Annotated in this window: 8 protein-coding genes; 3 read left to right on the top strand and 5 right to left on the bottom strand. The window is 69.8% G+C overall.

The annotated features are described in order from the left end of the window. Positions 1-4 precede the first annotated feature (4 nt). Positions 5-6,328 (bottom strand): type I polyketide synthase, encoded by a 6,324-nt coding sequence (locus DL991_RS26360; RefSeq protein ID WP_125787037.1) that lies wholly within the window; start codon positions 6,326-6,328, stop codon positions 5-7. Between the two features lie 303 nt (positions 6,329-6,631). Here DL991_RS26360 and DL991_RS26355 point away from each other — a divergent pair, with 303 nt between their 5' ends. Together DL991_RS26355 and DL991_RS26350 are read left to right on the top strand one after the other, a co-directional pair. Beyond that, positions 6,632-7,432, top strand: coding sequence for an SDR family oxidoreductase (locus DL991_RS26355; RefSeq protein WP_125787036.1), 801 nt, complete (start codon positions 6,632-6,634; stop codon positions 7,430-7,432). 2 nt (positions 7,433-7,434) lie between these two features. Beyond that, positions 7,435-8,400, top strand: coding sequence for an aldo/keto reductase (locus DL991_RS26350; protein WP_125787035.1), 966 nt, complete (start codon positions 7,435-7,437; stop codon positions 8,398-8,400). A 277-nt stretch (positions 8,401-8,677) separates the two neighbouring features. Here the strand turns inward: DL991_RS26350 and DL991_RS26345 are convergent, their stop codons facing one another. The 3 genes from DL991_RS26345 to DL991_RS26335 all read right to left on the bottom strand — a co-directional run bounded on the left by DL991_RS26345 (position 8,678) and on the right by DL991_RS26335 (position 11,909). Continuing rightward, positions 8,678-9,142, bottom strand: a complete 465-nt coding sequence (locus DL991_RS26345) for a TetR family transcriptional regulator (protein WP_233598990.1) — start codon at positions 9,140-9,142, stop codon at positions 8,678-8,680. 92 nt (positions 9,143-9,234) lie between these two features. After that, entirely contained in the window at positions 9,235-10,440 is a 1,206-nt protein-coding gene (locus DL991_RS26340; protein WP_125787033.1) for an MFS transporter, read from the bottom strand. Between the two features lie 50 nt (positions 10,441-10,490). After that, positions 10,491-11,909, bottom strand: a complete 1,419-nt coding sequence (locus tag DL991_RS26335) for an FAD-dependent monooxygenase (RefSeq protein ID WP_125787032.1) — start codon at positions 11,907-11,909, stop codon at positions 10,491-10,493. Positions 11,910-11,989: 80 nt separating this feature from the next. Here DL991_RS26335 and DL991_RS26330 point away from each other — a divergent pair, with 80 nt between their 5' ends. Then, a complete protein-coding gene (locus DL991_RS26330) occupies positions 11,990-12,640 on the top strand; it encodes a TetR/AcrR family transcriptional regulator C-terminal domain-containing protein (RefSeq protein ID WP_125787031.1) in 651 nt (216 codons plus the stop codon). Between the two features lie 325 nt (positions 12,641-12,965). Here the strand turns inward: DL991_RS26330 and DL991_RS26325 are convergent, their stop codons facing one another. Next, a complete protein-coding gene (locus DL991_RS26325; protein ID WP_125787192.1) occupies positions 12,966-15,542 on the bottom strand; it encodes an exo 1,3/1,4-beta-D-glucan glucohydrolase in 2,577 nt (858 codons plus the stop codon). Between the last annotated feature and the right edge of the window lie 74 nt (positions 15,543-15,616).

Genomic DNA, 15,616 nt, shown 5'->3' with positions numbered 1-15,616 from the left:
TGATTCACCACAGTGACGCCGTGTACAGCACGGAGCGGACGTCGGCCGGGCCGAAGGCGAGCTCACGCAAGAGCGCGGCCGTGCCTTCGTCCGGGTCGATCAGCGCCACCTCGCGGCGTTCGTACTCGCGCGCCAGTTCCGGCGACACCATGCCCGCGTGGTCCTCCGAGGGGGCCCACGGTCCCCAGTGGACGGTCAGCGCCCGGCAGCCGGTGCGTTCCGCCCACTGTTCGCCGAGGGTTTCCAGCGCGTCGTTCGCCGCCGCGTAGTCGGTCTGACCCCGGTTCCCCAGCACCGCGGCGATGCTGCCGAAGAACGTCACGAACCCGGGCCGCACCCCGAAATGCTCCAAGGCGTCGAGCAACGCGCGCGCACCGTCCACTTTGGTCCCGTATACCCTGCGGAACGACTGCTCGTCCTTGTCGGCCATCAGTTTGTCGTCGATCACCCCGGCCGCGTGGACGACGCCGTCGATACGGCCGTAGCGGGTGTGCAGATCCTTGACCACTTGCCGGACGGCGGCGCCGTCGCGCACGTCGAGCGACCGGTAGGCCGCGACACCGCCCGCCGCGCCGATCTGGTCGAGTGTTCTCGCGATCTCACGCTGGGCCAGCACGGTGCGCACCCGGCGTTCGATGTCCGCCAGCGAACCACCTCGGGCGGCCAACGCCGAGCGCATCCCCGGCGCGTCGCCGGGCAGGTCGTCGTCGCCGGGTTCGGCCGGCCACGGGGTGCGCCCGGCCAGTTCGACGCGGCATCCGCTCGCCGCCAGCGCGACCGCCGCCCGCGCGGTGATCCCGCGGGCGCCGCCGATCAGCAGCAGCACCGAATCCTGGTCGAGACCGAGGGCCTTGACCTCTCCGCCGCCGGGGCCGGCGCCCGCGTACGCGATCGAACCGAGAGAGCCCGCGGACGGCTCGAACGCCGCGCGCCCCGCGGTGTCGTAACGGACGGCCACCGGCCCGTCGGCGATCGCCTCTTCCAGCACTATCCGCGCCAGGTCCACTGTGGACTCCAGCTCGACCAGCCTGGTCGGCTCGGTCCGCTCCCGCGCCGCGGCACGGACGAGGCCGCGCAGTCCGGCGGTGTGCCCGGCACCCGGCCTCGCCACCACGACCACCGCGCCTTTGGCCTCTTTGAGCAGGCCGAAGACCTGGGCGGCGATCGGTTCTTCCGCGTCCGACAACGGGTTCAGCACGAGGACGAGGTCGGCTTCGGCCCGCTCCCCCGGCACGGCGCCCGCGTCGACGAACACCGCGCGGACCGACTCGGCCAGTTCCTCCTGGCCTGACTCGAAGCTCACCGAGACCGTCTTGCCGTTCACCCTGGCGAGATCGGGTGTCGGGAGCGGCGCGGACACGCGGCTGAGCAGGTACCGGCCGGGCGAGGTACCCGCGGGGGCCGGTGCACCGGCGGGCGGAGCAGCCGGTTCGAGCCACTTCCGCAGCCGGACGGCCAGCGCGCTCGCCGTCCGGTCGCGGCTGAGCTGATCCTGGGCGTCGTCGTGCACCCGTCCGGTGAGGCCGAGCTTCGCGAGCAGCGTGCCCGCGATCTCGGTGCGTTTGATCGAGTCGATGGAAAGATCCGCTTCCAGATCGAGATCGGCGTCGATCATCTCGGCCGGATAGCCGGTGCGTTCGCTGATCGCGCCGATCACGGTGGCCAGGACGTCGGTCTTCGGGGCCTCTCGTGACGGCACCGCGGCGACCGGTTCCGGCTCGACGGCGGGCTGGGCCACGACGACCGGCGGCAGCACCGCCGGAACGACCGGGACCTGCACCGGGGCCGGGGCGAGTGGCGCGGTGCCGAGGTAGCCCAGCATCACGTCCCGTTGCGCCGCCAGCATTTCACGGCTGGTGCGGAGGAATTCGACGACGGCCTGGTCGCGACCGGGCACGGGCTGGTTCATGGTCGTCCTCGGGATTCGTCGGGCGGGCACGAGCCCATGGGCGGGGACCTCGCCGCCGGGCGCGCGGACGGTCTGGCCGTCCACGGTCCAGGCGGGCGCGGGAAGCGGGCCGACGCGGACGCGGCCGTGGAAGAGCCGTTCGGTGCGCACGTCGACGCCCGTGAGCGCGAGGCGCGCGAGCGCGGTGAGGAACCCTCGCAGCCCCGGCCCACCGGGGTCGCAAGGGATCACCGTATGCGGCCGGTCACCGAGGATTTCCTTGGCCAGCCGGGAAAGCACCTGCCCCGGGCCTGCCTCGACGAACGTGCGCGCGCCTGCCGCGTACATGTCTTCGATCAGCTCGACGAAGCGCACCGGAGACCCGATCTGCGCGGCGAGCTCCGCGCGTACGGCTCCGGCGTCGTACGGCCGGGCGGTGCGGTTCGACCACACCGGCGTACCCGGCTCGCCGATCTCGGCGTTGTCGAGATCGGCGGCGAACACGTCACTCGCCCCGGCCACCAACGGACTGTGGAAGGCGCAGGCGACGGGGATCCGTTTGGCCGCGATCCCCTGGCCACGCAGTACGCGGACGGCCTCATCCACGGCGGCCGTCGGTCCGGAAAGGACGGTCTGACCCGGCGCGTTGTGGTTGGCGAGCACGACGTCCGGGTGGTCGAGAGCGGCGACCAGCTCCTCGCGGGACGCCTTCACCGCGGCCATCGCGCCCGGATCCGCGCCCGCGACTTCGGCGATCGAGCGGGCCCTCGCCCGGCTGAGCGCCACCAAGGTCGGGGTGTCGAAGGCGCCAGCGACCGACAGCGCGGCCAGTTCTCCGTAGCTGTGCCCCGCCAGCAGGTCCGGCCGGACACCGAGGTCGGCCAGCAACCGGCACACGGCCGACTCGACGAGCCCGAGCGCGGGCTGCGCGACCCGCGTGTCCTTGAGCGCCTCGTCCTGGGCGGCACGTGCCTCTTCGGTGAACGCGCGCGGCGGGAAGGTGGTCGCGGCGACGTCGGGAGCGAGCCTCAGCACGTCGGCCAGCTCGGGGAAGTGCACGAACAGCTCCGCCAGCATCCCCGTCCGCTGGCTGCCCTGGCCGGGGAACAGGAACGCGACCGCACCGGCCTCGGTGTGCTCCGCGGTGAGCCCTCCGCCGTTCTCGGCTGCCTCGCGCAACTCCGCGAGATCACTCGCGACGACGGCGAGCCGCACCGGTTCGGATCCGCCGCGTTCGGCGGCGAGAGCGGCGATTTCCCGCAGCGGACGGCCTTCGTTCACCGCGAGCAGGTCACTCAGCGCCTTCCGGGCACCGTCCACGTCGGACCCGCGGAGCAGGACCAGCTCGGCATCCCAGTCACGCGGCCCGTGCCGCCGTCGCGGCGGCACTCCCGGAGCGGCGAGCACCGCGTGGAAGTTGGTCCCCCCGAACCCGAACGCGCTCACCCCGGCGAACTCGCGTCCGCGCGGAACCGGCACCGGCCGGGCGCCTGTGGAGAAGGCGAAGGGGCTGATCTCGGCGTCCCAGGCGGGGTTCGGAGTGCGCAGGTGCAGCGTGGGTGGCACGACCTCGTGCCACAGCGCCAGCGCCGCCTTCATCAGGCCCGCCAGCCCCGCGGCGCATTTCGTGTGCCCGATCTGGCTCTTCACCGAACCCAGCGCGCACTGGCCCGGCTCAGCCCCCGCGTCGAGGAAGAACTCGGTGAGGGTGGTCAGTTCGGTGGCATCGCCGACGACCGTGCCGGTGCCGTGCGCTTCCACCAGCGAGACGTCCGCCGGGGACACCCCGGCATCGCGGTACGCCCGGGCGAGGGCCCGCCGCTGGCCTTCGGGGCGCGGCGCGGTGAGGCCGAGCGCCTTGCCGTCACTGGCCGCGCCGACGCCCTTGACCACGGCGTAGACGCGGTCGCCGTCGCGTTCGGCGTCGGCCCGCCGCTTGAGCACGAGACAAGCGACGCCCTCGCCGAGCGCGATCCCGTCCGCCGACGCGTCGAACGGGCGGCACCGGCCGGTCGGCGACAGCGCGCCCGCGGAGGTGAACATGAGGTAGTCGTTGACGCCGTTGTGCAGGTCGACAGCGCCGCACAGGACCATCGAGCTCGTGCCGGCCCGCAGTTCCTTCACCGCGAGGTCCAGCGCCGCCAGCGAGGAGCCACAGGCGGCGTCCACGGTGTAGTTGGTGCCGCCGAGGTCGAGCCGGTTGGCGATCCGGCCGGAGATGACGTTGGCGAGCGTGCCGGGGAACGAGTCTTCGGTCAGCTCCGGCAACTGCGCGAGGAGCTCTTCCGGGACGTCTTCGAGATAGCTGGGCAGAAGCGCACGCAGCACACCGGCGTTCGCCAGGTCTCCCCCGGCCTCGGCGCCGAAGATGACGCTGGTGCGCTCGCGGTCGAAACCGCCGTCGCCGTAGCCCGCGTCTTCCAGGGCTCGCCGAGCCGTCTGCAGGGACACCAGCTGGGCCGGGTCGATGCTGCCCATCGAGTTGGGCGGAATGCCGTACGCGAGCGGGTCGAAGTCCACGGCAGGCAGGAAACCGCCCCACTTCGACGTCGACTGGTCCGCGTAGACATCGGTGTCCCAGCGCTGATCCGGCACCTCGGTGACGGCATCCGCGCCGCGCAGGACATTGGACCAGAAGGCCGGGAGGTCGGGTGCCCCGGGGAACACGCACGCCATGCCGACGATGGCGATGTCACCGTCCACAACGGACTCCTCAGGCGGGGTGCGGCCGGCGAGCAGTTCCGCCGCGCCATCGGTGACTTCCCGGTGAAGAGCGGCGATGTCGGTGCGCCGCTCGCGCAACACCGTCACCTGGCCCGCCATGTACATACCCTCGGCGAGCTGACCGAGCGCGTCGACCTCGACGAGGGCGTCGCCTTCCCGCCGGATGCCCTTGCTCGCGATCCGCAGCCGTCCGGTGTTCAGCTCCTCCAGTCGTTGCCAGCTCTCCTGCGGCGGGACACCGTCCGCGCGAAGCCCGGCCTTCAGCGCCGCGAACTCGTCGGTGTACGGGCTGGGCAGGCAGCGGGTCAGATGCCCGGGCGCGGTCTCCAGGGTGACCGTGGACCCGGCGTCGAGCACCCGGTCCTGGAAGACCTCGGTGATGGCGCCGTGGGTCACGGCTTCCTCGGTGAACAGGTACGCGGTGCCCATCAGGACACCGATCCCCGTCAGCGGCCCCGCCATCGCCGCGACCATGGCCGCGGACCGGGCGTCGTGGATCCCGCCCGCGAACAGCACCTCGACGTCCTCGGCGCCGTGTTCGCGCAGGACGTCCAGCTGCTGCTCCCACAGCACGAAACTGGACCGCGGGCCGATATGCCCGCCGCATTCGGCGCCCTCGAAGACGAACCGGCGGATGCCGGCGTCGAGGAACTGCCGCAGGAGGATCGGGGACGGCACGTGGAGAAAGGTCCCGATCCCGTCGGCCTCCAGCGCCTTGGCCTGCGCGGGTTTCCCGCCGGCGATCAGCACGCAGCGCGGACGCGCCGCCCGGACCGCCGCGAGTTGTCCGGCACGCAGCGCCTCCGGCACGAAGCCGAGGATGCCCGCGCCCCAAGGCCGTTCGCCGAGCGCTTCGGCGGTGCGGCCGAGCAGTTCGGTGGTCTTGGCGCCGTTCGCGGTGGCCACGGCGACGAACGGGAAGCCGTCGTGCGTGGCGACGGCGGCGGCGAAACCGGGCTGGTCGCTCACCCGCGTCATCGGTCCCTGCACGACCGGCAGGCGGGTCCCCAACGTGCGGCACAGCCGTACGCCCTGGTCCGAGGGGCTCGCCGACGACGGAGCGGCAAGGGACCGCACAACCGATCGGACGGCGCTTTCCGCGTCCTCGAAGCGATTCGCGAACAACGTGGTGAGTCCGTCGTCGGCCCTCGCCAATTCGGCCCGCGCGGTCACGGGCACGTCGGCCTCCGGGTACAGGCCGAGCGCGTCGAGCACCACACCCGCCGCTCCTCCGGCGATGGCGGCCACCGCCGTCCGCGGCCCGATGCCCCCGTACGCCCACACCGGGACGTCCTCGCCGAACCGCTCCAGCAACCGCTGGAGCAGAACGAACGTGGTGAGGTCCGAGCCGCCCGCTTCGGCTCCCTTCGCCACCAGACCGGTGGCGCCGGTGTCGAGCATCCGGACGGCCTGCTCGACACCGGTCACCTCGGCCAGCACCGGACGATCGGCCCCGCCCCGCCAAACCGCCCCCTCGGCAAGCAGGACGAGCCCCGCACCGCGCTCTCTCACCTCTTCGTCCCGCACGTGGCGGCCCGACGGGACGCGAAGGCCGAACGGGAACCCTCCGTCCGATGTGGACACTGTGGACATCGTGGATCCGATGTCCACGATCCCGAGGCCGCCGCCCCTGGCGACGGCGGCGGCCAGCCCTGGATCCGGACGTCCGAGCGGGTTGACGCCGAGTACCCGCGTGCGCGCCGTCGCATGACTCACCGGCGGACCTCCTGTTCGGCTGGGGCTGGTCGAACCTCGCCGGGTTCGGCGATCTTTCAGCGGGATTCCCAAGAAATAACCTACTTGCCGCAGAGAGCGCAATACTCCCGCACCAGAACTCGGAAAACAAGGGATCGCATGCTAAAGTCCGGCGCCGGAAACAAATATGTCGACACCTTAAGAACAGTCCCTTGACCTGCACTTTTATCACCTTCGTCGCAGTTCTGTACAAGGCGTTGCTCACCGGCATAACAAAACAGAAGAATTGTCATCAAAAGCAGAATCGATAACCATGGAGCGCATGTGGAAGTGACAGGACGAGTCGTCGTGCTGACCGGCGCGGCACACGGTATCGGCGCCGCCATGGCCCGGCGGTTCGCCGCCGAGGGCGCCGCCGGGGTGGTGGTCTCGGATCTCGACCTCGAGGCCGCGGAGCAGGTCGTCGCCGGGATCACCGCCTCGGGTGGCGCCGCGATCGCGCGGCACGCCGACGCGTCGTCCAAAGAGGACCTGAAGATGCTGGTGGCCGAGGCTCGCACGGCGTTCGGACCGGTGGATCTCTTCTGTTCCAACGCCGGTGCCGCGTTCGGGACGGGTGTGCACGCCGCGGACGAACAGTGGACACGTTCGTGGGCGATCAACGTCATGCAGCATGTGCACGCCGCCCAGGTCGCGCTCCCCGCGATGTTGAGCCGGGGCAACGGATATCTGCTGATCACGGCCTCGGGAGCGGGCCTGCTGGGCACCCCCGGCGACGCGCCGTACTCGGTGACGAAGCACGCGGCCGTCGGCCTCGCCGAGTGGCTGGCCATCACCTACCGGCCGCGCGGGGTGCGGGTCAGCGCGCTGTGCCCGCTCGGCGTGCGGACCGCGCTGCTGGAACCGGGCATCGCCGCCGGACACCCGGCGGCGCTCGCGATCGCCGCCGCCGCGCCGCTGCTGGAACCGGAGGAGGTCGCGGAGTCCGTGGTGCACGGCCTGGCGTCGGAGGAGTTCCTGATCCTGCCGCACGAATCGGTGCGGGAGACCTACGCCCGTAAGGCGGCCGGTCTCGACGAATGGATCGACCGCACCATCCTCGAAACCGGCGCACGGAAGAGGTGACCATGGAATACCGCAGGCTCGGCGCGAGCGGGCTTTCCGTCAGCGAGATCTCCTACGGCAACTGGCTCACGCACCGCGACGGCGCGGAATGCGTCCAGGCCGCGCTCGACGCGGGCATCACGACCTTCCACACGGCCGCGGCCTGGGACGGCGGCGCCGCCGAAGAGAACCTCGCCGCGGCACTGGCGCCCACTCGCCGCGACGATCTCGTCCTCTGCACCGGCGTCTTCTGGCCGGAAGGCCCGGGTGTCAACGACGCCGGCCTCAGCCGCAAACACCTGACCACGTCGCTGCACGGATCGCTGCGGCGGCTGCGCACCGACTACGTCGACGTCTACCAGTTGCTGCGGTTCGACTACCGCACACCGCTGGAGGAGACCTTCCTCGCGCTGTCCGATCTGGTGCGGCAGGGGAAGATCCTCTACACGGGCACCGCGGAATGGACGGCGGAACAGCTACTGGAGGCGCGGCCGATCGCCGAGCGGCACGGCGTCCCGCTCATCGCCAACCAGCCGCATTACTCGATGCTCTGGCGGGTCGCCGAAGCACAGGTGATGCCGGTCTGCGAACGCGCCGGGATCGGCCAGTTCGCCTCGGTCCCCCTCGCGCAGGGCGTCCTGACCGGCAAATACCGGCCGGGCGAGATCCTGCCGGACTCCCGGGCCGCCAAGTCCGCCGAGGCACGGCCGCTGCTCCTGCCGGACCTCCTCGAACGCGTCGGCATGCTGCGCGGCGTCGCCGACGAGGCCGGGCTGACCATGGCCCAGCTGGCACTCGCCTGGACGTTGCAGCACGACACCGTCGCCTCGGTGGTGACCGGCGCGAGCAGCGCCGCCCAGCTGACCGAGAACGCGAAGGCGGCCGGGGTGGTACTGGACCTCGACACGCTGACACGGATCGACCAGCTGCTGGGCAGCTTCGTGCAGACGGATCCGCGGCTGACTTGGTCCCCACCCGCGATCACGTAGGACGAGGTCGTGAGTGGCGATTCGGGTTCTAACCCGAATCGCCACTCACGAGGGCTTGGTCAGTGTCCTTGCCCACCTCGGCAAGGTGTGAAGGTCGAGTTTCCTCGGCTGAGCCGAGGGAAGGGGGACTTCACGCGCCACTGCTGTGGCTGCTGGTGTCTGTGGGGCGAACGTGGTGCCAGGCCGAAACCCACGTGGCCCTTGGCCCTGACCCGAATCGCCACTCACGTCCGCTGACGTTGCGAAAGCCACTTTCGCAACGCGCTCCCGTCCCCGATTACGAGGCCAGAGCGGTCCGCAAGATGGCCTCGAACCGTTCAGCCGCCGGCGGCTCGTCGCGCAGCAATCCCTGCAGCAGCAACCCGTCCACCAGCCCGACCAGCATCTCGACCCGCACCGGATCTTCGGTGTACCGGCGAGCGAAGTCCGCCAAGGCCGCCATCCAGCGATCGGTCGACTCGCGGAGCTTCGGCTCCCGCGCCGCCAAGAGGTAAAGCTCGTACTCCGCCAGCAGATGCCCGGGTTTGGCGACGACTTCGGCCAGCAAAGTGGCGAACCTCCGCAGCGCGTCCACGCCGCCGTCGGCCTCGGCGGCGAGGACGCGCATCCGCTCGGCGTCTTCGTCCATGCATTGGGTGAGCGCGGCAGTCAACAGGTCTTCGATCCCCTTGAAATGGTACGCGGCCGCCGTCGCGGGCAGCTTCGCTTCACGGGCGACGGTGCGGTGACTGACCCCCGACACGCCATCCTTCGCGACGATGCGGAGGGTGGCCTCGATCAGTTCCCTTTTGCGTTGCTCGCCCTTGGCGAGACGGCCGTCGGTGCTCGGCTCGTTCAGCGTGCCGCCTCCTCGCTGATCGTGGTCTTCCTGCTCAGCAGAGGATACGAGAGCAGGGCGGTCAGGATGATCAAGCCACCGGCGACGACCGCGACGGCGAACCCGCCGTCCGGCCCGAAGCGGTCGACGGCCTCACCGGACACCGCGGCGCCGAGCGCGACCCCGATGCTGAGGCCGGTGATCGCCCACGTCATCCCCTCGGTCAGCTTCTCTGCCGGGACGATCTTCTCGATCATCCCCATGACGACGATCATCGTGGGAGAGAAGAACAATCCCGCGACGGACACCACCGCGCACAGGCTCACGACACCGTCCACGACCAGCAACGGGACCACGCTCGCGGCTGTGCCCGCAGTGCCGATCAGGAACAGCCGAGGCGGGGTCATGGCGAGCTTGAGCGTCCCGAAGACCAGCCCCGAGATCGCGGAACCCACCGCGTAGACCGAAACGACGATGCCCGCGGCCGACGGCGACCCGGCCTGCCGGGCGAACGCCACACTGACGACGTCGACCGTGCCGACGATGACGCCGCCCGCCACCAGCGTCAGCACCAGCACCCGCACCGCGCCCACCCGGATCGCCGAACTCCCGGAAGATCCGCTCGGCGGCAGCACGGGCGGCTCAGTCTCGCGTTGCGCGACGAACAGCAGCACTCCGACGACGAGGAACACCACCGCGACCAGCGGTCCGGCTTCGGGGAAGACGATGGTGCACAACGCGACCGACAACGCGGGCCCGATGACGAAGGTCAGCTCGTCGACCACCGATTCCAGCGCGAAGGCGGTGTGCAGCCGGGGCGAGCCGCGGTACAGCCGCGACCACCGGGCCCGGACCATCGCCGCCATGCTGGGCATGAATCCGGCGAGGATCGCGGACACGTACAGCGTCCAGACCGGTGCCCCGAATCGCGCGCAGAGCAGGAGCGCGCCGAGCGCCATCACGCTGATCCCGGTGACGGGCAACAGGATCCTGCTCTGCCCCCGGCGATCCACCAGCCTCGAGACCTGCGGCCCGAGCAGCGCCATGGACAGCGTGAACGCCGCCGAGACCAGTCCGGCGAGCCCGTAGTCGCCCCGCGTCTGCGCCAGCATCGTGATGATCCCGATCCCCATCATGGGGACCGGGATCCTGGCGACCAGCCCGGCGGCGGAGAAGGCGAGAGAGCCTTTCGCGGAGAACAGCGCTCGATATTGGCCTGGCAAGACGCCCCCACAACTTGAACATCCGTTACATTTTGAACGGTCGTTTCACTTTATACACCCGCTCCGTCCGTGCCCGCAACGAGTGCGAGCGCTTCGGTCAATCCGGTCGTCTCGCCGTGCGGCGCGGCCCAGGCCACGTAGCCGTCCGGCCGCATCAGGAATGCCTGATCGGAGTTTGCCTCGACGAGCCGAACCTGGCCGTTCGCGGCGACATGGACCTCGCCGTCGCGAGCCACCAGAAGCGCGCGACCGTCCTCGGACACCAGCGGCAGCGGAGCGAACCGGCCGATCAGCGGATGCGCGGCGTCCGGCGCGTAGTCGATGTCGGCGCCGTTCCCCATCGCAATGAAATGCCGTTTTGCCGCCGGGATCGCCAAGGTCTCCTCCATCACCTCGCGCAGCGCGGCGACCTGCGGGCAGGGACACAGCAGCGCGACTTGGGCCCGGGTGTTGCGCAGTACGCGCTCCCCGACCGGATGCCGCTCCGCGGTGTAAGTGTCCAATAAGGACTCCGGCGCCAGTCCGCGGACGACCAGGCCCAGTTTCCAGCCGAGGTTCATCGCGTCCTGGAGCCCCAGGTTCAGCCCCTGTCCGCCGATCGGCGAATGCACGTGGGCGGCGTCGCCCGCCAGAAGGACGCGCCCCTGCCGATAGGTCGCTGCCTGACGCGTGTTGTCGCTGAATCGGATTCCACCACCGAAGCGGACGAGTTCGACGTCGACCCCCGCGACACGGCTGATACTCGCCCGCATCTCCTCGGCCGTCAGCGGCGTGTCCCGGCCGCCCGGTCCGCCGCCGAACTCCATGGTGGAGATCTCACCCGGCACCAGCGACGTGTGCACCATCCCGCCGGGGCCGTGCATCGTCGAGCGCACCGCACCGGGATCGGCGAGCTCCGCCGCGGCGACCCGGCCGGTCATCGTCGCGTCCGTGCCGGGGAATGCGATCCCGGCCCGCTTCCGCACGACGCTGCGACCTCCGTCGCAGCCCACCAGGTAGGCGGCCCGCTCGGACCGGCCGCCGGCGAGTACCGCACGGACCGCCGAATCCTCCTGCACGAGGTCGACGACCTCGCAGTCCGTCCGGACTCGGACGCCGAGCCCGGTCGCCCAGTCGGCGAGGATCCGTTCCAGCACATGTTGTTCGAGCACGAACCCGCCTGCCGCTCCCGACTGGACCTCGTTCTCGACGAGGGGCAAGCCGGCGAAATGCCCCCTGGCGCGATTCCCCTTCAGCAGCCTGGAAACGCCGGATGCCTCCTTCTGCGCTTTCGAGAACGCCTCGGTCAGACCACGCAGCCGCAGGGACTGCGACGTACGGCCGTTGATCCCGCGCAACCCGAAGCTCCGGCTCCGGCGGACCGCACCGTCACCCGCCTCCAGAACGAGCGGATCGGCTCCGGCCAGCCGGAGTTCGCCTGCCAGCAGCAGACCGACCGGTCCCCCGCCCACGATGATCACGTCGTTCACGACACCCCCGCGTGTACAGTGTAAATATACGCTGTAAATATGATAGATACACCGTAAACCTGTCAAGCGAAGGGCGCGGGATGACGCGGAGAGAACCGTTGAACCGGGAGAAGGTCCTGGACGCGGCGCTCGCCTTGGCAGGCGAGGAAGGCCTCAAAGGGCTGTCGATGCGCAAACTCGCCAAGACGCTCGGCGTCGAAGCGATGGCGCTGTACAACCACGTGCGGAACAAGACCGACATCCTCGACGGCATCGCGGAACGCGTCTACAGCGGAATCGAACCGGCCGACCCCGGCGCACCGTGGCCGGAAAGAGTGCGGGTCACCGTGCTCAACCTCTATCGCGCGCTCGCCCGGCATCCGGTCGTGCCGATGGCGTTGGCCACCGACGAGGCCAATCCGAACTCGCTGCGCTCTTTGCGGCCGGTCGAGGATCTCGTCGGCGCGCTCTACGAAGCCGGTTTCGAGGACGACGGGATCCGCCAGACACTGGGCGCCCTGAACAGCCTCGTCTTCGGCTCCCTGCTGCTGACGACCGCCGGTTTCACCACGACGCGCCGCGACGAAACCGGACAAGACCCCTACCTGCGCCGGATCGATCCGGCGGCGCTGCCGAACTTCAGCCGCGCGCTGCCCGCGCTGACGGCCGCGGATCCCGAGCGGGACTTCACGCGCGCACTGGACCTGCTGATCAGCGGGCTCGTCGCGGCCGCGCCGTCGGACGGGTCATGAGTGGCGATTCGGATTCTATTGAGGGGTAAGGAAAAGGTGACATGGCGGTGCCGACTCGCTAATCGTCCACAGAGGACGCGAATCAAGGGGAAATGTCTGCTTTCCCCTAGGCTGACCGTATTCGCAAGTACGTGAACCGCCGGACCAACGAACGCCGCTGGACCCGAATCGCCACTCACGACCACCCGGGCCGACCGCTCGCCCCGTGTCCACCGACGTTGCGAAAGCCACTTTCGCAACCTTGAAGGTTGCGAAAGTGGCTTTCGCATCATGCCGCGCCGGCCTTACCTCTCGACAAGACCGCTATGGGCACACCTTGACGGGATCAGCTCAGACTTGAGCAAGGCCTCGCATCGGGGTCCTGCGCGCCCTTGGGCACCCACCGCACGTTCGCGAACGAAGCGGAGAATCGGCCGTCGGTGTACACCAGGAACGGCGTGTTGACGTTCTCCAGGTCCAGCCCGTTGGCGAAGCAGGACACCGGGATCTTGACCGTCGATTTCGGCGCCCCCGCCAGATCGGTGAACAGCTTGGTCGCGTTCACCTCGGAGAAGCACGGGTAGACGCAGTGCATGCTGATCACCGTCCGATTGGCAGGCGCCTCGTGCACGACGGTGTCGAACTCCAGCGCCGCGTCGGCGTTCAGGTAGCCCCGCAGATCGTTGGTACCGCCCGGGTTCTGGAAGTAGAGCTGTGCCGGGCCGGTGCCGGTCCAGGTCGCCTTGAGCCCGTCCTGCTGGACGTTCACATCGGACTGGACGACGCCGATCTCAGCGTGTGAAGCGGCGCCGTCCGGGCCGATCTCGGTGCCACCCCAGTTCTCCGCCGAGCCGATGAAACCCTTGTACGGCGCGACATCGGTGCGGTTGAAGACCTCGAGATCCTCGGTCGCGGTGCCGCCGCCACCGGTCGAGCCACAGGTCACCGGGCCCGCCGTCTCGTCCAGCTGCCCGACGGTGACGCGCTGGCCGGTCTTGAGGCCGTAGCCGAGCTTGAACAGCGGGTCGTACTCCGCCGAACCCGCGTTCAGCGGCGTCTGGCACGCGCTCTTCGGCCACGAGTACGGCAGCGTTCCCTTGAAGCCGCCCTTGACCAGGACGTCGGCGACGCCGCCGCCTTCGGTGCCCGGCAGCCAGGCCGCGACGAACGCGTCGGAGCGGTTGATCTCCTTGTTCATGTACAGCGGGCGGCCGCCGACGTAGACGGTGACGACGGGAGCGCCCTTACCGTGGACCTTGTCCAGCACGGCCAGGTCCTCGGGGTAGAGCTTGGACGCCTCCAGCGTCTTCCGGGTCAGGTCGCCGACGCCTTCCGCGTACGGGGTCTCACCGATGACGGCGATGACCGCGTCGTAGCCCTTCGGGTCGGTGTCGCCCTTCTCGTCGAAGGTGACGTTGACGTCGCCCAGTTGCTGCTTGAGCCCGGCGAGGATCGACGTGGCGTTCGGGAAGTCGGCGTTGGTGTTGCCGGTCCCCTGCCAGCTCAGCGTCCAGCCACCGGTCTGGTTCTGGATGCTGTCCGCGCTCTTGCCGACGACGAGGACCTTCGACTTCGGCTTCAGCGGCAGCACGTTGCCGTTGTTCTTCAGCAACGTCTGCGACGAACGGACGGCGTCGCGCGCCAGCCAGGTCTCCTTCAGCGCCTCGTCCGAGTTGGCGTACGACCGGTCCGACGGCTTCTGCGACTCGTACAGCCCCGACCGCAGTTTGACGCGCAGGATTCGGGTCACCGCGTCGTCGATCCGCGAGACCGGGATCCGGCCGTCGCCGACCTGGGCGACGGTATTGGCGATGAACGCCTTCCAGTCGTTCGGCACCATCACGATGTCGATGCCGGCGTTGATCGCCTGCGGGCACGAGGCGTTGGTGCAGCCGGGAACCTGGCCGATGCCGTTCCAATCGGACACGACGAGACCGTCGAAGCCCATCTTGCCCTTGAGGATCTGGTTCAGCGCCTTGTCGCTGCCGTGCAGCTTGCCCTCGTCGATGCCGAGTTCGGCGTTGGTCCAGCTGTTGAACGACACCATCACGGTCTGGGAACCGGCCGCGAGCGCGCCGTAGTAGCCCTGGCCGTGGACGTTGATCATCTCGGCTTCGGAGGACGGGTTGACGCCCTGGTCCTGTCCCTTGAGGGTGCCGCCGTCGCCGATGAAGTGCTTGGCGGTGCCGATCACGCCGTTGTAGCCGATGCGTTTGGTCGAGCGGTCCTGGAGCCCGTTGATCGCCTCGTAGCCGTAGGCCCTGGTGATCCGCGGATCCTCGGAGAACCCTTCGTAGGTGCGTCCCCAGCGGTCGTCCTTGACGACGGCCAGCGTCGGCGCGAACGCCCAGTCCTGGCCGGTGGCGCGGATCTGCCGGGCCGTCGCCGCGGAGATGTCGCGCACCAGGCAAGGATCGTGCGCGGCGCCGAGACCGATGTTGTGCGGGAAGACGGTGGCCCCGTACACGTTGTTGTTGCCGTGCACGGCGTCGATGCCCCAGATCACCGGGATCTTCGTCCGGCTGCCCTTCGCGGCTTCCCAGTAGGAGTCGGCGAGCTTCAGCCAGTCCTGCTGGGAGGCGTGCTTGTCCTTGTTCGGCCACGAACCGCCGCCGTTGAGGACCGAGCCGATCGAGTACTGGCGGACCTCGTCGGGGGTGATCGCGGCGATCTCGGGCTGCGTCATCTGCCCGACCTTCTCCTCCAGGGTCATCCCCGCGAGGATCCGGGCGATCCGCTGCTCGTCACCCGCCTTGCCTTTGAACCGGCTCTCGACCATCGGCCAGTCCGCGAGCGCCGGCAGGCTCTTTTCGATCCGGGCACAGCCGTCCCGGTCCAGCGCGGGCTTGCCGATCACGGGCTGTTCGGCGGCGACGGCGGCAGGGGTGGCCACCACGGCCCCGCCGAGCAGCGCGAGACTCATCAAGGCGATCAGCGGACTTCGGCGCGCAGGCGCACGTCTTGCCATGGTCTGGTCCATTCTGCGGGAGGCGGGGA

Origin of the sequence: Amycolatopsis sp. WAC 01375 (assembly GCF_003947325.1) — a bacterium.
GTDB lineage: Bacteria > Actinomycetota > Actinomycetes > Mycobacteriales > Pseudonocardiaceae > Amycolatopsis.
Note: the sequence above shows the minus strand (reverse complement) of the source record. Positions and strands in the feature narration are given on the sequence as shown.